This is a genomic window from Nocardioides korecus, assembly GCF_054778395.1.
Window position 1 is genome coordinate 129,574 of record NZ_BAAGZO010000003.1, and the last position, 19,572, is coordinate 149,145.

18 protein-coding genes and 2 tRNA genes are annotated in these 19,572 nt (G+C 72.7%); 19 read left to right on the forward strand and 1 reads right to left on the reverse strand.

Annotated elements, in window-relative coordinates:
- The first annotated feature begins 50 nt into the window (after positions 1–50).
- The 4 genes from ACYVDA_RS06780 (at position 51) to ACYVDA_RS06795 (ending at position 4,398) form a co-directional block, all read left to right on the forward strand.
- Positions 51–899, forward strand: a complete 849-nt coding sequence (locus tag ACYVDA_RS06780) for an alpha/beta fold hydrolase (RefSeq protein ID WP_460816380.1) — start codon at positions 51–53, stop codon at positions 897–899.
- 130 nt (positions 900–1,029) lie between these two features.
- The gene (locus ACYVDA_RS06785; protein WP_460816383.1) at positions 1,030–2,799 is read left to right on the forward strand and encodes a sensor histidine kinase; all 1,770 of its coding nucleotides are present in this window, start codon (positions 1,030–1,032) and stop codon (positions 2,797–2,799) included.
- 72 nt (positions 2,800–2,871) lie between these two features.
- A complete protein-coding gene (gene recO, locus ACYVDA_RS06790; protein WP_460816385.1) occupies positions 2,872–3,603 on the forward strand; it encodes a DNA repair protein RecO in 732 nt (243 codons plus the stop codon).
- A 3-nt stretch (positions 3,604–3,606) separates the two neighbouring features.
- Positions 3,607–4,398, forward strand: coding sequence for an isoprenyl transferase (locus ACYVDA_RS06795; RefSeq protein WP_460816387.1), 792 nt, complete (start codon positions 3,607–3,609; stop codon positions 4,396–4,398).
- Between the two features lie 12 nt (positions 4,399–4,410).
- Here the strand turns inward: ACYVDA_RS06795 and nhaA are convergent, their stop codons facing one another.
- Positions 4,411–5,754, reverse strand: a complete 1,344-nt coding sequence (nhaA, locus tag ACYVDA_RS06800) for a Na+/H+ antiporter NhaA (protein WP_460816389.1) — start codon at positions 5,752–5,754, stop codon at positions 4,411–4,413.
- Between the two features lie 99 nt (positions 5,755–5,853).
- On the opposite strand from nhaA, the gene metG reads away from it, so the two are divergent.
- From metG to ACYVDA_RS06875, 15 genes are all read left to right on the forward strand, one after another.
- Positions 5,854–7,695 carry a methionine--tRNA ligase gene (gene metG, locus ACYVDA_RS06805; protein ID WP_460816391.1) on the forward strand — a complete coding sequence of 614 codons (1,842 nt, stop codon included), beginning with the start codon at positions 5,854–5,856 and terminating at the stop codon, positions 7,693–7,695.
- On the forward strand, positions 7,695–8,585 hold the full coding sequence (locus ACYVDA_RS06810) for an alpha/beta hydrolase (RefSeq protein ID WP_460816393.1): 891 nt from the start codon (positions 7,695–7,697) through the stop codon (positions 8,583–8,585). Before metG ends, ACYVDA_RS06810 begins: the two co-directional genes overlap by 1 nt.
- Positions 8,586–8,646: 61 nt before the next feature.
- On the forward strand, positions 8,647–9,216 hold the full coding sequence (locus ACYVDA_RS06815; protein WP_460816395.1) for an LURP-one-related/scramblase family protein: 570 nt from the start codon (positions 8,647–8,649) through the stop codon (positions 9,214–9,216).
- Between the two features lie 19 nt (positions 9,217–9,235).
- Entirely contained in the window at positions 9,236–9,733 is a 498-nt protein-coding gene (locus ACYVDA_RS06820) for a ribose-5-phosphate isomerase (RefSeq protein WP_460816397.1), read from the forward strand.
- Positions 9,733–10,560 carry an Fpg/Nei family DNA glycosylase gene (locus tag ACYVDA_RS06825; RefSeq protein WP_460816399.1) on the forward strand — a complete coding sequence of 276 codons (828 nt, stop codon included), beginning with the start codon at positions 9,733–9,735 and terminating at the stop codon, positions 10,558–10,560. The genes ACYVDA_RS06820 and ACYVDA_RS06825 overlap by 1 nt, the downstream gene beginning before the upstream one ends.
- A 95-nt stretch (positions 10,561–10,655) precedes the next feature.
- The gene (locus ACYVDA_RS06830; protein WP_460816401.1) at positions 10,656–11,735 is read left to right on the forward strand and encodes a PP2C family protein-serine/threonine phosphatase; all 1,080 of its coding nucleotides are present in this window, start codon (positions 10,656–10,658) and stop codon (positions 11,733–11,735) included.
- An 87-nt stretch (positions 11,736–11,822) separates the two neighbouring features.
- Positions 11,823–11,893, forward strand: a tRNA-Gly gene (locus tag ACYVDA_RS06835).
- A gap of 37 nt (positions 11,894–11,930) precedes the next feature.
- A tRNA-Pro gene (locus ACYVDA_RS06840) sits at positions 11,931–12,003 on the forward strand.
- Between the two features lie 36 nt (positions 12,004–12,039).
- Complete coding sequence (tig, locus tag ACYVDA_RS06845) at positions 12,040–13,443, forward strand: trigger factor (RefSeq protein ID WP_460816403.1); 1,404 nt, start codon at positions 12,040–12,042, stop codon at positions 13,441–13,443.
- 103 nt (positions 13,444–13,546) lie between these two features.
- Complete coding sequence (locus ACYVDA_RS06850) at positions 13,547–14,827, forward strand: lipase family alpha/beta hydrolase (RefSeq protein ID WP_460816406.1); 1,281 nt, start codon at positions 13,547–13,549, stop codon at positions 14,825–14,827.
- Positions 14,824–15,324, forward strand: coding sequence for an SRPBCC family protein (locus ACYVDA_RS06855; RefSeq protein ID WP_460816409.1), 501 nt, complete (start codon positions 14,824–14,826; stop codon positions 15,322–15,324). Before ACYVDA_RS06850 ends, ACYVDA_RS06855 begins: the two co-directional genes overlap by 4 nt.
- 145 nt (positions 15,325–15,469) lie before the next feature.
- Entirely contained in the window at positions 15,470–16,069 is a 600-nt protein-coding gene (locus ACYVDA_RS06860; protein WP_460817133.1) for an ATP-dependent Clp protease proteolytic subunit, read from the forward strand.
- Positions 16,070–16,109: 40 nt separating this feature from the next.
- The gene (locus ACYVDA_RS06865) at positions 16,110–16,724 is read left to right on the forward strand and encodes an ATP-dependent Clp protease proteolytic subunit (RefSeq protein WP_460816412.1); all 615 of its coding nucleotides are present in this window, start codon (positions 16,110–16,112) and stop codon (positions 16,722–16,724) included.
- A gap of 132 nt (positions 16,725–16,856) precedes the next feature.
- A complete protein-coding gene (gene clpX / locus ACYVDA_RS06870; RefSeq protein WP_460816414.1) occupies positions 16,857–18,140 on the forward strand; it encodes an ATP-dependent Clp protease ATP-binding subunit ClpX in 1,284 nt (427 codons plus the stop codon).
- Positions 18,141–18,273: 133 nt separating this feature from the next.
- Positions 18,274–19,536, forward strand: coding sequence for a hypothetical protein (locus ACYVDA_RS06875; RefSeq protein ID WP_460816416.1), 1,263 nt, complete (start codon positions 18,274–18,276; stop codon positions 19,534–19,536).
- The last annotated feature ends 36 nt before the right edge of the window (positions 19,537–19,572 follow it).

Consider the following 19,572-nt stretch of genomic DNA (forward strand, 5'->3'; position numbering starts at 1 on the left):
GGGTGGCGGAGGTGCCCACACCCGGGCCCCGGTCGTGCCAGGCTGGCGGCATGTCCCTGGTCCCAGAGCGCGTCGGGCAGTTCTTCCACGAAGGGCACCGCCTGGAGTTCACCGAGCACGGGTCGGGCGACCACTGGGTCGTCCTGCTCCACGGCCAGCTGATGCCACGCCGCATGCACCAGCCGCTGGCGCGGCACCTGGCCGGGCGCGGTGCCCACGTGATCACCCTGGACCTCCTCGGCCACGGCCGCTCGGACCGCCCGGACGACCCGCTGCTCTACTCGATGACGGCCTTCGGCGAGCAGGTCGTCGCGCTTCTCGACGCCCTCGACGTCGACCAGGCCGTCGTGGGGGGCACGTCGCTGGGGGCCAACGTCTCGCTCGAGGTCGCCACGATGGCCCCGGAGCGGGTGCGCGGCGTGATCGCGGAGATGCCGGTGCTCGACAACGCCCTCGAGGCCGGGATCCTGGCCTTCGCGCCCCTGCTGTTCGTCTCGCGCTTCCTGCCGCTGTCGGTGAGCGGCGTACGGCTGGCCGCCCGCAGCGTGCCGCGCCGCCTGGTGCCGTTCTGGACCGGCATCGTGCTCGACACCCTCGACCAGCGCCCGGCCCCGATGGCCGCGGCCATCCACGGGATCTTCTTCGGCCGGGTCGCGCCCTCCAGCCGCCTGCGTCGGGGGATCGCCGTCCCCGCCCTGGTCGTGGGTCACCCCCACGACCCCGTGCACCCGGCCGCCGACGCCGCGATGCTGGCCGAGGAGATGCCGAACGCCCGCTTCGTGGAGGCCCACGGGATCCTGGAGTGGCGGCTGCGCCCCGCCCGGCTCAGCACCCTCGCCGCGGACTTCGTGGAGGAGTGCTGGGCGGCCCGGAGCGGGGCCCGCACGCTCTCCGGCTGAGGGGGCCGTTGCCGACCTCCACCATTCCGGACCCGTGGGGCTCGGTTGTGACTACTCTCCTGCCCGAACGTCCCCACCGGTGGGACACACCCGGTGGGGACGGGTCGAGCACGGATGAGGGGTGGTGGCAGTGGGACGGAGGACCCTGCTCTCCGGAGCGGTGCGCGACCTGCTGTCCGGTCAGCACGCCGATCCGCGGGCGGCCCAGGGGGTGGTGCTGGTCCCGGTGCTGCTCGAGGCCGTCCTGCACCTGGTCACCCGGAGCCCGCTCGACGTCTGGTTCGGGCTGGGGGCGTCCCTGGTCCTCCTGGTGACCGCCGCTGCCTGGCTGGTCGGGACCGGTGTGCTCCCGCCGCGCTGCACGGTGCTCCTGCCCGTCCTGGACATCGTGGCCCTGGGCGTGATGCGGCTCTCCCCGGGCACCGCCGTCGGGGTCGCGGTCGTCTTCCCGGCCCTGTGGCTGGGACTGCAGTTCGGGCGCCGGGGCGTGGCGCTGGTGACCGGGGCGGTGCTGGTGGCCTTCGTGGTCCCGACCGGGTGGCGCCTGGGCGCCACGGTGGAGTCCTTCTCCCGGATCTCGCAGATGACGATGATGGCCATCGTGGTCTCGCTCGTGACCTGCCTGACCGCCGAGCTGTGGGCCGACCAGCTCCGCGAGCGGAACTCGGCCGCCGACCGGCTCGAGCAGGCCGTCTCCGACCTGACCGAGCAGCGGCGGCTGACCCGCACCATCGTGCACGGCGTCGACGTCGGGCTCGTGGCCATCGACGCGACTGGCGCCTACGACTCGATGAACCCGCGCCAGGTGGAGTTCCTGGCCCTGGCCTACCCCGGCGGGCACGGTGGCCAGGCCGGTCAGACCGGCTACGTCTACGCCGCCGACGGTCGCACCCCGGTCACCTCGGAGGAGATGCCCACGATGCGCGCGCTGAAGGGCGAGGCCTTCCGCGACCTGCTGGTCTGGGTCGGTCGCGAGCCGACGCAGCGCCGCGCGCTGGCGGTGAGCGCCACGCCGTACGACCAGGCGGACGGGAGCTTCGGTGGCGCGGTCCTCGCCTACCACGACATCACCGAGCTGGTGCTGGCCTCGCGGATCAAGGAGGAGTTCGTGGCCTCGGTCAGCCACGAGCTGCGCACCCCGCTGACCTCGATCAACGGCTACGTCGACGTCGTGCTGGAGGACGTCGAGGAGCTGCCCGGGCCGGCCCGGCACTACCTGGAGACCGTGCAGCGCAACGCCCACCGCCTGCACCGCCTCGTCGACGACCTGCTCTCCTCGGCCCTCCAGTCGGTGGCCAGCGTGATCGAGGTGGAGCGCGTGCGGGTCGCCGACGTGCTGACCCGCTCGGTCCGCGACCGGACGAGTGCGGCCGAGGCCGCCGGCCAGATGATCTGGCTCGACGTCCTGGGTGACGACGCCCCCACCGCGGAGGTCGAGGGCGACCCGGGCCGGCTCGCGCAGGTCTTCGACAACCTGCTCGGCAACGCCGTGAAGTACACCTCGGCCGGAGGCCACGTCGTGGGTGCCGTCCAGGTCGAGGACGACGAGGTGGTCGTGCGCGTGCGCGACACCGGCCGCGGCATCGCCCCGCACGAGCAGGAGGCCATCTTCACCACGTTCTTCCGCAGCACCTCCGTGGTCGGGGACGCCATCCCCGGCGTCGGCCTGGGCCTGGCCATCGCCAAGACCATCGTCGACGCCCACGGCGGCACGATGGGGGTGACGAGCGTCGTCGGCAAGGGCTCCACCTTCGAGGTGCGGCTGCCGCTGGCCGGGGCCACGGCGAAGGTCGAGCCGGTCGCCCAGGTCCCGTCGGCGCAGATCCCGTCGGGGCAGGTCCCATCCGCGCAGGTCCCGTCCACTCAGGGGGCGGACCCCGCCGGTCGGGTCTCCGCCTGACCGGCACCGCGAGAAGGGCCTGTCGGGCCTGTCGAGGTCGAGGCCGGTGGGGCCACGGGGGAGGATGGGGCCATGCCGGTCTACAGCGACGAAGCGATCGTGCTCCGCACGCACAAGCTGGCCGAGGCCGACCGCATCATCACCCTGCTCACCCGCCAGCACGGTGTGGTCCGCGCCGTGGCCCGGGGCGTGCGGCGCACCAGCTCCCGCTTCGGCTCCCGGCTCGAGCCCTTCACCCACGTCGACCTGCAGCTGGCGGTGGGGCGCAACCTCGACACGATCACGCAGGCGGTGACCCTGTCGCCGTACGGCGCCTCGATCAGCAGCGACTACGACCGCTACACCGCCGCCAGCGTGATGCTGGAGACCGCCGAGCGGCTGGTCTCGGAGGAGCGGCAGCCCTCGGTGCAGCAGTACCTCCTGCTCGTCGGCGCGCTGCGGGCCATGACCGGCGGTGAGCACCGCGCCAACGACGTGCTCGACTCGTTCCTGCTGCGCTCGCTCTCGGTGGCCGGCTACGCCCCGTCGTTCTGGGCCTGCGCGAGCTGCGGCCTCGAGGGCCCGCACCGCGCCTTCAGCCCGGCCGCCGGCGGCGCCCTCTGCACGACGTGCCGCGTGCCGGGCTCGGCCAACCCCGCCGGCGAGACGCTGACCCTGCTCGGCGCACTGCTGGCCGGGGAGTGGGACGTCGTGCACACGGCCGAGCACAAGCACCGGCGCGAGGCCCGCGGGCTGGTCTCGGCGTACGTCGCCTGGCACCTCGAGCGGGGCCTACGATCCATGCCCTACGTCAGCGAGGGGTGAGAAGTGCGTCGCAGCTCCAAGGTCCTGCCCGCGCGGGCCGCGGTCCGCACCCCCACCCCGCACCCGTCGGGGGCGACCGCGCCCGAGGTCCCGGCCGACCTCGTGCCGCACCACGTCGCGATCATCATGGACGGCAACGGCCGCTGGGCCGGCGAGCGCGGGCTGCCCCGCACGGCCGGCCACGAGCAGGGCGAGAGCTCGCTGTTCGACGTGGTCGAGGGGGCCATCGAGATCGGCGTCAAGGCGGTGTCGGCGTACGCCTTCTCCACCGAGAACTGGTCGCGCTCGGCGGACGAGGTGAAGTTCCTGATGGGCTTCAACCGCGACGTGATCCGCCGCCGCCGCGACGAGATGCACGAGCTCGGCGTGCGGGTGCGCTGGGCCGGCCGGGCGCCGCGGCTGTGGCGCTCGGTGATCAAGGAGCTCCAGGTCGCCGAGGAGCTCACCCGCGAGAACGACGTGCTGACCCTGACGATGTGCGTCAACTACGGCGGCCGCGCGGAGCTCGCCGACGCCGCCCGCGCGATGGCCCAGGACGTCGCCGCAGGCCGGCTGAACCCCGACCGCGTCGACGAGCGCACCTTCGCGCGGTACCTCTACGTCCCCGAGCTGCCCGACGCCGACCTGGTCTGGCGCACCTCGGGGGAGCAGCGGCTCTCGAACTTCATGCTCTGGCAGGCGGCGTACAGCGAGATGGTCTTCACCGACGTGCTGTGGCCCGACGTCGACCGGCGGCACCTGTGGCAGGCCATCGAGACGTACGCCGGTCGCTCGCGGCGCTACGGCTCGGCCTGAACCGGCCCGCGCTCACCCGCGCTGGTAGACGTCCGGCACGCCGTCCGCGTCCTCGTCGCGCTGCTCCTCGGCGCAGATCCGGCGGTAGGTGCGGTCGCGGACCTTCAGCAGCGCCGACGCGAGCAGGGCGGCCAGCACCGACCCGAGCAGCACGCCGATCTTGACGTGCTCGTCCCGGGCGCTGCCGGGACCGAAGGCCAGCTCGCCGATCAGCAGCGAGACGGTGAACCCGATGCCGGCCAGCACGGCCAGGCCCAGCACGTCGACCCAGGCCAGGTCGTCGTCGAGCTCGGCGTGGGTGAAGCGCGCCACGACGTACGTCGACCCGAGGACGCCGACCGTCTTGCCGACCACCAGGGCCAGCACGATCCCCAGCGCGACCCGGTCGCCGAGCGCCGCGCTCAGCCCGGCCCACCCGCCGACCGTCACGCCGGCGGCGAGCAGCGCGAAGACGGGGACGGCGACGCCCGAGGACAGCGGACGCAGTCGGTGCTCCAGGTGCTCGGCCAGGCCGGGACCCGCGTCGGGGCCACCGGCGGCCTCGCTGCGGACCACCGGGACGGTCAGCGCCAGCAGCACCCCGGCCACCGTGGCGTGCACCCCCGAGGCGTGCACCAGCGCCCAGGCGACCAGCGCCAGGGGCACCAGCAGCCACCAGGTCCGGACCCGCCGCTGCACCAGCACGCCGAACGCCGCGATCGGCACCAGCGCCAGCAGCAGCCACAGCGGCTCCAGCGAGCGGGTGTAGAAGACCGCGATCACGGTGATGGCCAGCAGGTCGTCGACGACGGCGAGGGTGAGCAGGAAGGTGCGCAGCGCCGCGGGCAGGTGGGTGCTGATCACCGCCAGCACGGCCACCGCGAACGCGATGTCGGTCGCGGTCGGGATCGCCCATCCCTGGAGGGCGCCACCGCCGGTCCCGAGGTTGACCAGGACGTAGAGCCCGGCCGGCACCGCCATCCCGCCGACCGCGGCGACCACGGGGATGACCGCCCGCCGCGGCTCGCGCAGGTCACCGGCGACGAACTCGCGCTTGACCTCGAGACCGGCGACGAAGAAGAAGATCGCCAGCAGGCCGTCGGCCGCCCAGGTGCTGAGCGGGAGATCCAGGTGCAGCGCCGCGGGGCCCACGGTGAACGCCTTGAGGTCGTCGTACGCGCCCGACCAGGGGGAGTTGGCCCACACCAGCGCCACCACGGTGGCCACGAGCAGCAGCGCGCCGCCCACGGTCTCGCGGCGCAGCAGCTCGGTGACCCGGGAGGTCTCGACCCAGGACCCGCGGGCCAGGAGGCGCGACGGGCCGGTCGGGCCCGACGGGCCTAAGGGGCCGGACGGGGGAGCGGCAGGAGTGGTCACGGTGGCCTTCCGGGGTCGACGACGACGTTGCCGACCAGACTTCCCGGCGCACCGAGGGGGAGTCTACGGGCCCGCGCGGGCGCACCTAGGATCGCCTCCATGAGCACCGTGCTGTCCGCCGTCGCCTGGCCCTACGCCAACGGCCCCCGCCACATCGGCCACGTCGCCGGGTTCGGGGTGCCCTCCGACGTCTTCAGCCGCTACATGCGGATGGCCGGGCACGACGTCCTGATGGTCTCGGGCACCGACGAGCACGGCACGCCGATCCTGATCGCCGCCGACGAGGAGGGGGTCACCCCCCAGGAGCTGGCCGACCGCAACCACCGCGTGATCGCCGAGGACCTGGCCGCGCTGGGGATCTCCTACGACCTCTACACCCGGACGACGACCCGCAACCACACCGCCGTGGTCCAGGAGCTGTTCACCGGCGTCCACGCCAACGGCTACTTCCTCGAGCAGACGACCCACGGCGCGATCAGCCCCTCGACGGGCCGCACCCTGCCCGACCGCTACATCGAGGGCACCTGCCCCCACTGCGGCTACGACAAGGCCCGCGGCGACCAGTGCGACAACTGCGGCAACCAGCTCGACCCGACCGAGCTGAAGGACCCGCGCTCGCGGATCAACGGCGAGACCCCGGAGTTCGTGGAGACCCAGCACTTCTTCCTCGACCTGCCGGCGCTGGCCGCGGCCCTGACCGCCTGGCTCGACGAGCGCGAGGCCAGCGGCACCTGGCGACCCAACGTGATCAAGTTCAGCCAGAACATCCTCGAGGACATCCGCCCGCGCGCGATGACCCGCGACATCGACTGGGGCATCCCGATCCCGCTCGACGGCTGGCGCGACAACCCGACCAAGCGCCTCTACGTCTGGTTCGACGCCGTGGTCGGCTACCTCTCGGCCAGCATCGAGTGGGCCCGTCGCGGGGCGGCCGAGGGCGGCGACCCGGAGGCGTGGCGGCGCTGGTGGAACGACCCGGAGGCGCTGTCCTACTACTTCATGGGCAAGGACAACATCACCTTCCACAGCCAGATCTGGCCCGCCGAGCTGCTCGCCTACTCCGGCCTCGGCGACAAGGGCGGCGAGCCCGGCACGTTCGGGCGGCTGGACCTGCCCACCGAGGTCGTCTCGAGCGAGTTCCTGACCATGGAGGGGCGCAAGTTCTCCTCCAGCCAGAAGGTCGTCATCTACGTCCGCGACCTGCTCAGCCGCTACGAGCCCGACGCGTTCCGCTACTTCGTGGCCGCCGCCGGTCCCGAGAACCAGGACTCCGACTTCACCTGGGCGGAGTTCGTGCGCCGCACCAACGACGAGCTCGTGGCCGGCTGGGGCAACCTGGTCAACCGCACCGCCAGCATGATCGCCAAGAACTTCGGCGAGATCCCCCCGGCGGGGCCGTTCACCGACGCCGACCAGGCCCTGCTCGACCTGGTCGGGAGCACCTTCGCGACCGTGGGCGACCTGATCGCCCGCCACCGCCAGAAGGCGGCCGTCAACGAGGCCATGCGGGTGGTCGGCGAGGTCAACAAGTACGTCACCGACGAGGCCCCCTGGAAGCTCAAGGGCGACGACGAGCGCGAGCGCCTCGGGACCGTGCTGCACGTCCTGGCCCAGAGCGTGCAGGACCTCAACACGGTGCTCTCGCCCTTCCTGCCGTTCTCGGCCAACGACGTCGACCGCGTCCTGGGCGGCTCGGGCGAGGTGCAGCCGATGCCGCGCCTGGAGGAGGCCGACGACCTGGACGGCGGCCCCGGCTACCCGATCCTCACCGGCGACTACTCGACCGCCGCCCGCTGGGAGCGCCGCCCGGTGCGGGTCGGCGCCACCGTCGACAAGCCGACCCCGGTCTTCCGCAAGCTCGACCCGGAGGTGGTCCAGGAGGAGCTCGACCGCCTGGCGGGCGACGCCGGCGACCCCGGCGCGACGGGGGAGCAGGCCTGATGCTCTTCCCCCACGTGCGCCGCGCGGTCGAGGCCGGCGCCGACCAGACCCCGGTCCACCACCCCTCCTTCGACATCGAGGAGTCCCGCCGGGAGTCCCGGGAGCTGGCCGCGCAGGAGCCGCGCGAGCCGGTCGCCGAGGTCCGCGACGTCGACGCCGGTGGCGTGCCGTGCCGGCTCTACCGCCCCGAGGGCGCCGGCCCCGGCGTGGTCCTGCACCTGCACGGCGGCGGCTTCGTGCTCAACGACGTCGAGGTCCACGACAACGCGGCGCGCCGGCTCGCCGACCGGGCCGGGCTCCCCGTGCTGAGCGTGGACTACCGCCGGCCGCCCGAGCACCGCTTCCCCGCGGCCCCCGACGACGTCGACACCGTGCTGTGCTGGCTGGACCGCCACGCCGACGACGAGGGGCTCGCCGGGCCGGCGTACGCCCACGGGGACAGTGCGGGCGCCAACCTCGCCCTGGTCGCCGCGCTGCGCCACCCCGGTCGCCTGGCGGCGCTGGTGCTGACCTACCCGTTCCTGGACCCGCGCCGCGCGGGGGAGTCCTACGGCCTGCCCGACGTCGGCTTCGACCCGGCCACGGCCGACTGGTACTGGCAGCAGTACGCCGCCTCCCCGGCCGACCTCGACGACCCCGACCTCGCCCCGCTGCTCTCCTCCGACGCCCGCCTGGCGACGCTGCCGCCGACCCTGGTCGTCACCGCCGAGGGCGACCCGCTGCGCGACGAGGGGGAGCTGCTGGCCCGGCGGCTCTCCGAGCTGGGGGTCGAGGTCACCGCGACCCGCTACCTGGGCCAGGTCCACGGCTTCTGGCGGCACCCGTCGGTCTTCACCGCGGCCGAGCCGCTGACCCGCCAGGTCGCCGGCTTCCTGCGCCAGCACGCCTGACCCGGGGCCGCGCCGGGCCGGCGGGCCCCACGACGTGAGCCCGTCCGTCAGGATGTCGCCCATGACGGCTCCCATGTACCTGCCCGCCTTCAGCGTCAAGCAGAAGCTGACGATGATGGTCAACCGCTACGAGATCAACGAGACCAACCCGGACGGCTCCGTGGGGCGCCTGATGGCCGTGGCCCAGCAGAAGCGGATGGCGCTCAAGGAGCAGGTGACCTTCTTCGCCGACGAGGGGCGTTCCCAGCCCGTGTTCTCCTTCGCCGCGCGCCAGGTGATGGACCTCGGGGCCGGGTACGACGTGCGCGACGCCGCGGGGACCCCGCTGGGGATGTTCCGCAAGGACTTCGGCCAGAGCCTGCTGCGCTCGACCTTCCACCTCAGCGCCCCCGACCTGGAGGCGACCGGTCGCGAGCGCAACCAGGTGATCGCGATCGTGCGCCGCTTCGTGGACTTCCCGCTGCCCTTCCACTTCGACTTCCACGACCAGGCCACGGGTCAGGTGGTGATGACCTCGGACCGCCAGATGAGCCTGCGCGACCGCTACCAGATCCGCGTGCCCGACCCGCGCCTGGACTTCCGGGTGGCCGCGGCGATGGCGGTCGGCCTCGACGCGCTGCTCGCTCGCTGACCCCGCTAGCCTGGACCCCATGCGCGTGCACCTCGGCTCCGACCATGCCGGCCTCGAGCTCAAGGAGCACCTGACCACCTGGCTCCGCGACCACGGCCACGAGCCGGTGGACCACGGCCCGTTCGTGCAGGACCCCCTCGACGACTACCCGGTCTTCTGCCTCCGTGCGGCCGCCGGCGTCGTGGGCGACCCCGGCAGCCTCGGCGTGGTGATCGGGGGCTCGGGCAACGGCGAGCAGATCGCGGCCAACAAGGTCGCCGGCGTGCGCGCCGCCCTGGCCTGGAGCGACGAGACCGCCCGGCTGGCCCGCGAGCACAACGACGCCAACGTGCTCTCGGTCGGGGGTCGGATGCACCCGGTCGAGGACATGGTGCGCTTCGTCGGGATCTTCCTCGACACCGACTTCACCGGCGAGGAGCGGCACGTGCGCCGGATCGCCATGCTCGCCGACTACGAGGCCACCGGCGACCTGCCGCCGCTGCCCGAGTCCGCCGTCGGACTCGGCCCCGACGCCTGATGCCCGAGGGCCACACCCTCCACCGGCTGGCCACGTCCCTGCGCGAGGGCTTCGCCGGCGACGTCGTCCGGGTCACCAGCCCGCAGGGCCGCTTCGCCGAGTCCGCGGCCGTGCTCGACGGGCTGCTCCTGCGCGAGGCGCGGTCCTTCGGCAAGCACCTGTTCGTGGAGTTCGAGCAGGACCGCCAGGTCCACGTGCACCTCGGGCTCTACGGCAAGTTCCCGGTGCGGCTCGCGCCGGCCCCCGACCCGGTCGGCCAGGTCCGGATGCGCCTGGTCGGCCCCTCGGCGTACGCCGACCTCCGCGGCGCCACGGCCTGCGAGCTGGTCACCCCCGAGCAGCGCGGGGCCATCCTCGACCGCCTGGGTCCCGACCCGCTCGACCCCGAGGCCGACCCCGACCGGGCGTGGGCCCGCATCAGCCGGAGCCGCTCCCCGATCGGGGGGATGCTGATGGACCAGGCGGTGATCGCCGGCATCGGCAACGTCTACCGCGCGGAGGTGCTCTTCCGGCACCGGATGCACCCACTGCGGCCCGGTCGCACCCTGCGGGTCAGCCAGTTCCGCGCGATGTGGGAGGACCTCGTGGTCCTGCTCGCCGACGGCGTCCGCGTGGGGCGGATCGAGACCCTGCGTCCCGAGGACCGACCGGCGGCCCGCGAGGTCTCCAAGGTCGAGGGGAAGCGGGTGCGCAACTACGTCTACCGGCGCGACGGCCGACCCTGCCTGCTGTGCGGGGCAGAGGTCCGCACCGAGGAGCTCCAGGGACGCAACCTGTTCTGGTGTCCCCGATGTCAGCCCGTGTTCCGCTCGCGGGCCCTAGGCTGAGACCCCCACCGACCGTTTTGTCCGGCGTGCTCAGGGTCGGGGCCGACCCGGCCGGGCATCGACCCCGGCTCGTGCCGGGAGGAAGGCAGGTCCACGTGGCCAGGAACCACCGGTCCGCCCCCTGGCGCCGCGTGCTGCGTCGCTGGCGCCGGGCCACGTCGGCCTCGGACCGCCCCACCCTGGTCGCCCTGATGCTCGCCACCGCCGTCTGCGTCGTGGCCGGGGTGCTGTGGCCGCTCTACGTGCCCTCCACCGTGGTCCTGCTGCCGATGATCGTGGGGAGCCTCTGGCTGGGCCCGCGGATGCTGCCGTGGTTCGTGGTCTTCGTCTGCCTGGCCTTCTGCGTGCTGCTCCTGGACCAGCCGACGGTGAGTCCGCGCTCGGCGGGACGCGCGCTGATCGTGTTCGCCATCGCGCTCCTGATCCTGCTGACCTCCTTCCGACGCAGCCGGCTGGGGGTCTCGATGCCGCGCGGGGAGTCGATGTTCGTCGACCTGCGCGACCGGATCTCGGCCCAGGGCGACCTGCCCGACCTGCCCGACGGCTGGCTGGTGGAGTCGGTGGCGCGGTCCGCGGGCGGCACCTCCTTCGCCGGTGACTTCATCGTGGCCCGGCGCGCGGACGACAAGCTCGAGCTCGTGGTCGTCGACGTGTCGGGCAAGGGTGTGGAGGCGGGGTCGCGCTCGCTGTTCCTCTCCGGCGCCTTCAACGGCATCGTCTCGGCGCTGCCCGGCTCGCAGTTCCTGCCCGCGGCCAACGCCTACCTCCTCGAGCAGGACTGGGACGAGGGCTTCGCCACGGCGATCCACCTCCACCTCGACCTGGTCACCGGGGACTTCGAGCTGCGCAAGGCCGGCCACCCGCCGGCGGTGTGGCTGCACGCGGGGTCGGGGCGCTGGTCGGTGCTCAACTCCGACGGTGCCGTCCTGGGCCTGATCGAGGACACCGACTTCGAGGTCGTCCGCGGCCACCTGGGTCACGGCGACGGGCTGCTGCTCTTCACCGACGGGCTCGTCGAGACCGCCCAGCGCGACATCTCCCTGGGCATGGACAAGCTCGCGGGCCTGGGGGAGCGGCTGTTCCAGCGCGGCTTCGACGGCGGGGCGCAGATGCTGATCGACAAGATGGAGCAGACCGACGACGACCGCGCCCTGGTGGTCGTGCACCGGCGCTGAGCCCGCGGTCGGTGACGTCCGGTTCGTGGAGGCGTCGCCGCCTGTGGCACGATGGTCCCCGCCTGTGGGAGCACGTCGCAGGCGTGCGCGGATGTAGCTCAATGGTAGAGCCTCAGTCTTCCAAACTGATGACGCGGGTTCGATTCCCGTCATCCGCTCTGCACGGCCTTCCCAGTCCCCTGGGAGGGCGTTCGACGGGGCGTAGCGTAGTGGCTAGCGCGCCTGCTTTGGGAGCAGGAGACCGCAGGTTCGAGTCCTGTCGCCCCGACCCTGACAGCCCACCGAAACCCATGAGGAGAAACCTGTGAAGAGCGCCGTCGAGACGTTGAGCCCGACCCGGGCCAAGATCACCGTCGAGGTGCCCTTCGAGGAGCTCAAGCCGAGCCTCGACGCGGCCTACAAGACCATCGCCCAGCAGATCAACATCCCCGGCTTCCGCAAGGGCAAGGTCCCGCCGCCGGTCATCGACCGCCAGGTCGGCCGTGGCGCCGTGCTGGACCAGGCCATCAACGAGGCCCTGCCGAACTTCTACGTGCAGGCCCTGCAGGAGAACGACCTGCAGCCCCTCGCGCAGCCGGAGATCGAGGTGACCAAGCTCGAGGACAACAGCGTGCTGGAGTTCTCCGCCGAGGTCGACGTGCGCCCCACCATCGAGGTGCCCGACCACGCCGGCCTCGCGGTCCAGGTCGACGACCTGACCGTCAGCGACGCCGACGTCGAGGAGCAGGTGGAGGCACTGCGCGAGCGCTTCGCGGTGCTCAAGGACGTCGAGCGTGCGGCCGCCGAGGGTGACGTCGTCACCATCGACCTCAAGGCCACGAGCGACGGCGAGGACATCGAGGGCGGCGAGGTCAACGACTACTCCTACAAGGTCGGCGCCGGCGACATGCTCGAGGGCATCGACGAGGCCCTGGTCGGCCTCTCGGCCGGCGAGGAGTCCACCTTCACCTCGCAGCTCGTCGGGGGCGACCTCGCGGGCCAGGACGTCGAGGTCACCGTCAAGGTGTCCTCGGTCAAGGAGCAGGAGCTCCCCGACCTCGACGACGACTTCGCCCAGACCGCCTCGGAGTTCGACACCGTCGAGGAGCTGCGCACCGACGTGGCCACCCGCCTGGAGCGCGGCAAGCGCCTGGAGCAGGCCGCCGCGGCCCGCGACGCCGTGCTGGAGAAGCTGCTGGACTCCGCCGAGGTGCCGCTGCCCGAGACGCTGGTCGCCGAGGAGCTCGCCGGTCGCCGCCAGGAGATCGAGCAGCAGCTGGCCTACGCCGGCATGACGATGGAGGCCTACCTCGACAGCGAGAAGCAGACCGTCGACGAGTTCGAGGCCGAGCTGGAGAAGCGCGTCCGCGACGCGATGGCCTCGCAGTTCCTCCTCGACGAGATCGCCCGCACCACCGAGATCAACGTGGAGCAGGACGAGCTCACCCAGCACCTGATGCGTCGGGCGCAGCAGTCGGGCCAGAACCCCGACGAGTTCATGAAGCACATGATCGAGCACAACCACATCCCCGAGATGGTCGCCGAGGTCGTGCGCGGCAAGGCCCTGGCCCAGATCGTGGAGTCCGCGACCGTCACCGACGAGTCCGGCAACGTGGTCGACCTGGTGAACCTGCAGCCCGACGGCAGCCTGGCCGACCCGGCTGCCGCCGAGGCCGTCACCGAGGCCGAGCCCGCCGCCGAGACCGAGCAGGACGCCGGCAAGGCCTGAGGCCCGGCCCCCGCTCCACCTCGATCGCGCCCCGCTCCCACCACGGTGGGGGCGGGGCGCGCCGCGTTGACCTGTCGGCGATTTCGGTGAACACTCGTGCACTGTGACGCGAGACCAGATCAGCCTCCTCGAGGCCGCAGCCGTGGGTGCCGACTACGCCGAGGACCTCCTGGTCGGCACCGTGCGCGACGTGCACGGCGCCGTCGCGGGGCGCATCCACGGGATCAACGACCGGCTCAACGGCGGCGGGCCGACGATCAGCCACCGCCTGCACGACGGCATCTCCAAGGTCGTCTACGGCAGCATCAGCGGCAGCCTCAAGGCGGGCTCCGCCGGCCTGCGCGCCGCCGGTCGCGCCGGTCTCGGCGCCCGGCTCGAGGACAGCTCGCAGGGGCGCGCGGTCAGCGCCGTGGTCAACGGGCTGATCGGGGACCGCCTGCGCGACGAGGGCTCCGCCTTCGCCTTCGACATGGCCGCCCGGGTCGGGGGTCGCGACGTCGCCCTCGACGCGGCGTCGCTGCACTCGGCGTACCCCCTGGCGGGACCGAAGGTGGTGTTCTTCCTGCACGGCCTGGTCGAGAACGAGGAGTACTGGCACCGCGCCCCGCGCCCCAAGCGGGAGAACCCCGTGCGCGAGAGCTACGGCGACCGCCTGGTCCAGGACGGCTGGACGCCGGTCTACCTGCGCGTCAACACCGGCCTGCCGATCGCGGAGAACGGCGTGGCGCTCGCCGCGCTGGTGCAGCGCCTGGTCGAGGCCTGGCCCACCGACGTGCGCCGGATCGCCCTCGTCGGGCACTCCATGGGCGGCCTGATCGCCCGGGCCGCGAGCGCCGTGGCCACCGACAGCGCGCACCCCTGGACCGAGCTGGTCACCGACGTCGTCTGCCTCGGCACCCCGCACCTGGGCGCACCCCTGGAGCGCGTGGTCACCAAGGGCGTGGACGCCCTCGGCCGGTTGCCGGAGTCGGCGCCGTTCGGCCGGATCCTGGAGTACCGCTCGGTCGGCATCCTGGACCTGCGCCACGGGCTGGCCCGCGACGTGCAGAACCTCCCGCACGCCCGCTACCGGCTCGTCGGTGCGACCCTGACCCGCTCGTCGGGGTCCGTGGCCAGCGCCACCATCGGCGACCTGCTGGTGCCCTACGCCTCGGCCATGGGCCGGCGGCGCAGCGGCGAGGAGATGTTCCCCGGCGCCGAGACGCTGCACGTCCCGTGCGCGGACCACTTCGACCTGCTCAACCACGACGACGTGTACGCCGCCCTGCGCGGCTGGCTGGCCGACCGCACCGACCGGCCCACCAAGCAGGAGGCCGACCGCGAGAACCGGCGGGGAGCTGGCCGGGCGGAGTCCCGGTCGGGCGCGGCCCCGGGCACCGCGTGAGCGCCGGCCCCGCGCCGCTGCACGCCGTCACCGAGGTCGCCGCCCCGCCGGCGGCCGTGTGGGAGGTCGTCGGCGACCTGGCCCGGATGGCAGAGCTGAGCCCCGAGCTGCGTCGTGCCTGGGTGCTGGGCGAGCCCGGTCTCGGCGCCCGGGTCGTGGGCCTGAACCGCCGTGGTCCGGTCGCCTGGCCCACGCTCTCGCGCGTCGTGCGCTGGGAGCCGGGTCGTGCGGTCGCCTGGCACGTCCGCGAGAGCGGCGCGACCTGGGTCTACGAGCTCGAGCCCGTCGAGCCCGTCGAGCCCGTCGAGGCCGCCCAGGCCGGCAGCCCGGGCGCACCCCCGTCCACGCTGCTCACCGCCCACCGGGTGCTGCCGCGGTTCGGGCTGGCCACCCGTCTGATCGGCCCGCTCATCGGCGGGGCGACCGGCCACGACGCCGAGCTGGCCCAGGGCCTGCGGACCACCCTGGAGCGGATCCGGGACGTCGTCGAGGCCTGAGCGGCCCTCCGGTCCGCGGGTGAGTCTGCTGTGGGCGAACACGGGGGGTCAGCCCGTGGAATTGTCCGGGGGGCCGTCTAGGGTCGGGGTCGTGACTGAGAACTCCTGGCCCGGCTCGGCAACCACCCCCACGACCAGCCCGCAGATGAGCGGCGGCGGCGGCTACGGTCTCGACGACCACATCTACCAGCGCCTGCTGCGCGAGCGGATCATCTTCCTGGGGTCGGAGGTGCGCGACCAGAACGCCAACGCGATCTGCGCCCAGCTGCTCCTGCTCAGCGCCGAGGACCCCGAGGCCGACATCTTCCTGCACATCAACAGCCCCGGCGGCTCCGTCGACTCGGGCATGGCGATCTACGACACGATGAACTACATCCCCAACGACGTCGCCACCGTCGCCATGGGCCTGGCCGCCTCGATGGGTCAGTTCCTGCTGTGCGCCGGCAGCGCGGGCAAGCGCTACTCGCTGCCCCACGCGCGGATCATGATGCACCAGCCCTCGGGCGGGATGGGCGGCTCGGCCTCCGACATCCGCATCCAGGCCGAGCAGTCGCTGCACATCAAGAAGGTGATGCAGGAGCTGATCGCGGAGCACACCGGTCAGACGCTCGAGCAGATCGAGCGCGACTCCGACCGCGACCGCTGGTTCACCGCCAGCCAGGCCAAGGACTACGGCTTCATCGACCACGTCATCAGCAGCGCCCGCGAGGCGGCCGACGAGGGCCGCCCGGCCCGCGGCAAGTGACCCTCCCGACCCTCCCGACGCGACCAGAATCGAGCCTTTGATGAACTACTACATCCCGCAGTGGGAAGAGCGCACCTCCTACGGCGTGCGCCGCATCGACCCCTACGCCAAGCTCTTCGAGGACCGGATCATCTTCCTGGGCACCCCGATCAGCGACGACATCGCCAACGCGGTGATGGCCCAGCTGCTGTGCCTGGAGTCCATGGACCCGGCCCGCGACATCCAGATCTACATCAACAGCCCCGGTGGCTCGTTCACCGCGATGACCGCCATCTACGACACGATGCAGTTCATCCAGCCCGACGTGCAGACGGTGTGCCTGGGTCAGGCCGCGTCCGCGGCCGCGGTCCTGCTCGCCGCCGGCGCGCCCGGCAAGCGGCTCGCCCTGCCCAACAGCCGGATCCTGATCCACCAGCCCTACACCGAGGGCACGTACGGCCAGAGCTCGGACATCGAGATCCAGGCCAACGAGATCCTGCGGATGCGCGAGCTGCTCGAGAAGCTGATCGCCGAGCACTCCGGCAAGACCCCCGAGGAGGTCAACGTCGACATCGAGCGCGACAAGATCCTGACCTCGGCCGCCGCGCTCGAGTACGGCCTGATCGACTCCATCCTGGAGTCGCGCAAGGCCCTCGCCGTCGGCGCCGGTCGCTGATCGACCCGTCGTCGTGTCCCCACCGTGGACACGACGACGGGGGAGTACCTTCTCAGGACCACTCAGCAGGTCACGGTGTGATCGACGACTCGTCGGACCGACGTCCGACCAACACGATGGGAGACCCCGCCAGTGGCACGGATCGGTGACGGAGGCGACCTGCTCAAGTGCTCGTTCTGCGGAAAGAGCCAGAAGCAGGTCAAGAAGCTCATCGCAGGCCCCGGGGTCTACATCTGCGACGAGTGCATCGACCTGTGCAACGAGATCATCGAGGAGGAGCTCAACGAGACCACCGAGGTGGGTCTCGACGAGCTGCCCAAGCCGCGGGAGATCTTCGAGTTCCTCAACTCCTACGTGATCGGCCAGGAGACGGCCAAGAAGTCGCTGGCGGTGGCGGTCTACAACCACTACAAGCGGGTGCAGGCCGGCGTCACCAACGCGGCGACCAAGCACTCCAAGGAGGAGGTCGTCGAGGTCGCCAAGTCCAACATCCTCGTGATCGGCCCCACCGGCTGCGGCAAGACCTACCTGGCCCAGACGCTGGCCCGGATGCTCAACGTGCCCTTCGCGATCGCGGACGCGACCGCGCTCACCGAGGCCGGCTACGTCGGTGAGGACGTCGAGAACATCCTGCTCAAGCTCATCCAGGCCGCGGACTACGACGTCAAGAAGGCCGAGACGGGCATCATCTACATCGACGAGATCGACAAGGTGGCCCGCAAGGCCGAGAACCCCTCGATCACGCGCGACGTCTCCGGCGAGGGCGTGCAGCAGGCGCTGCTGAAGATCCTCGAGGGCACCACCGCCTCGGTGCCGCCGCAGGGCGGTCGCAAGCACCCGCACCAGGAGTTCATCCAGATCGACACCACGAACATCCTGTTCGTCGTCGGCGGCGCCTTCGCGGGCCTGGAGCACATCGTGGAGCAGCGGGTCGGCAAGAAGACCCTGGGCTTCACCGCCGAGATGCGGTCCTCCAACGAGACCGAGACCGACGCCCTGTTCTCCCAGGTGCGGCCCGAGGACCTGGTGAAGTTCGGGCTGATCCCCGAGTTCATCGGCCGGCTCCCGCTGATCGCCAGCGTGAACAAGCTCGACCAGGCCGCCCTGGTCCAGATCCTGACCGAGCCCCGCAACGCGTTGATCAAGCAGTACCAGAAGCTCTTCGACCTCGACGGGGTCGAGCTGGAGTTCACCGAGGACGCCGTCCTCGCGATCGCCGACAAGGCGATGGAGCGGGGCACCGGTGCTCGCGGGCTGCGCGCGATCATCGAGGAGGTGCTCCTCAACGTGATGTACGACGTGCCCTCGCGCGAGGACATCGGCAAGGTCGTGGTCACCGGCGAGGTCGTCTCCGACAACGTCAACCCCACCCTGGTGCCGCGCGAGGACGAGCCGAAGAAGAAGAAGTCGGCCTGATCCGGTCGCACGCGTGGCCGCGTCCCGACGCTGGTCCACTGTGCACTAGACCACCGTCGTCCTCCAGCCGAAAAACCCGTATTCTCTGGACATCTCGGTCATGGTCGACCGGGCTCGTGCCGGGGGAGGGCCGTTGAACGTCGAGCACCGTCGGCCGCTGGTGGCGTTCCTCGTCGTGGTGGCGCTCGCGGTCGTGATCGTGACCCTCAGCCCGCGACCGGGCTCGGTCCGCGTGCTGCTGACCCAGGCGCCGTCGTACGTCGTGGACCTCTCGCCCGACACCGTGCTGGGTCCGGCGCTGAACGCGATCCCCGAGGTGGTGCCCGGTCTCGCACCCGATCGTCCCACCCTCGCCGCCGGCCGCGCGCGCTCCGACGTCCCCGCGCGTCCTGGCACCGCGACCCCGTCCGACTCCGATGCGTCCTCGGCCACCGGCGGTCGCACCGCGGTGGACGCGCTGACCCCGGTGGTCACGACCGTCCGCACCGGTCGCGCCCCGGTCGTCACCGCCGCCAGCCGGTCGCCGCGCAGCACCGGGGTCGCCGTCGGCACCGGGAAGGCCGCCCGGCCCACGCAGACCGACCCGGGTGCGGCGTCCGACCCGGCCCAGGGTCGACCGACCACCGCGTCCCGGCCCGTGACGCAGCGTCCCCTCGCGACCGTGCCCACGACCAGCGCGGCCGCCGCCGCGGCTGCCGCAGCCGCTGCCGCGGCCGCCCGCGGTGCCGTGGCCGGGGTGAGCGGTGTCGTGGGCAGCACGCCGACCACGCTGGTCCCGTCGGGCCCGGCGTCCACCGGTCCCCGCGGGGTCGCCCACGGCTGGGTCGGTCGCCTGCCGCGCGTGGAGCACGGCCACGGTCACCGGTCCCAGCAGGACCGGGGTCGCGCCGGGGCTCCCGGGCAGGCCCGCTCCCGGGCGGCCGCCGCTCACGTCCGCTCCGCACTGACGACCGTCACGGCTCCGGGTCGCCGTGCGCTCGCCCCGCGCCCGACCACCCGGGCGGGCCGAGGGCTCGCCCTGCGGGCTGACGCCGCCTCCGCGGTTCCCCGCCGACACGTGCCGGCCCGAGCCACGAGGACGCAGGGCACGAGGACGCAGGACACGAGGACGCAGGCCACCAGGACGAAGGCCACGAGGACGCAGGTCGCGAGGGCGCCGGTCGCGCAGGTGCGTGCCCCGCGGCCGCAGCCCCGCGCGTCGTCAGCCCTCGGTGCCCGGCCTCGAGGCCCCCGGAGCACCCCGGCCATCGCCTCCACCGCGTCGCGCGGGCCGGGTCCGCGGGCCACGCACGTCCCCGGCCGCCGTGACCACGCCGCGGCCGCGCCTCCCCGGACCCGCGGGCAGCAGGGACACCAGTCCCGTGCGGCGCACGGCCGGGGCCACGGGAAGCACTAGCTCCGGGCTCCGTCGCCTCGCGCGGACGGGACCACG

What these genes read in the sequence shown, in the direction of transcription:
- ACYVDA_RS06865 (WP_460816412.1), top strand. Translation starts at nt 16,110, where the DNA reads ATGAACTACTACATCCCGCAGTGGGAAGAGCGCACCTCCTACGGCGTG.
- ACYVDA_RS06815 (WP_460816395.1), top strand. Translation starts at nt 8,647, where the DNA reads ATGACGGCTCCCATGTACCTGCCCGCCTTCAGCGTCAAGCAGAAGCTG.
- ACYVDA_RS06860 (WP_460817133.1), top strand. Translation starts at nt 15,470, where the DNA reads ATGAGCGGCGGCGGCGGCTACGGTCTCGACGACCACATCTACCAGCGC.
- metG (WP_460816391.1), top strand. Translation starts at nt 5,854, where the DNA reads ATGAGCACCGTGCTGTCCGCCGTCGCCTGGCCCTACGCCAACGGCCCC.
- ACYVDA_RS06810 (WP_460816393.1), top strand. Translation starts at nt 7,695, where the DNA reads ATGCTCTTCCCCCACGTGCGCCGCGCGGTCGAGGCCGGCGCCGACCAG.
- ACYVDA_RS06825 (WP_460816399.1), top strand. Translation starts at nt 9,733, where the DNA reads ATGCCCGAGGGCCACACCCTCCACCGGCTGGCCACGTCCCTGCGCGAG.
- ACYVDA_RS06820 (WP_460816397.1), top strand. Translation starts at nt 9,236, where the DNA reads ATGCGCGTGCACCTCGGCTCCGACCATGCCGGCCTCGAGCTCAAGGAG.
- ACYVDA_RS06780 (WP_460816380.1), top strand. Translation starts at nt 51, where the DNA reads ATGTCCCTGGTCCCAGAGCGCGTCGGGCAGTTCTTCCACGAAGGGCAC.
- recO (WP_460816385.1), top strand. Translation starts at nt 2,872, where the DNA reads ATGCCGGTCTACAGCGACGAAGCGATCGTGCTCCGCACGCACAAGCTG.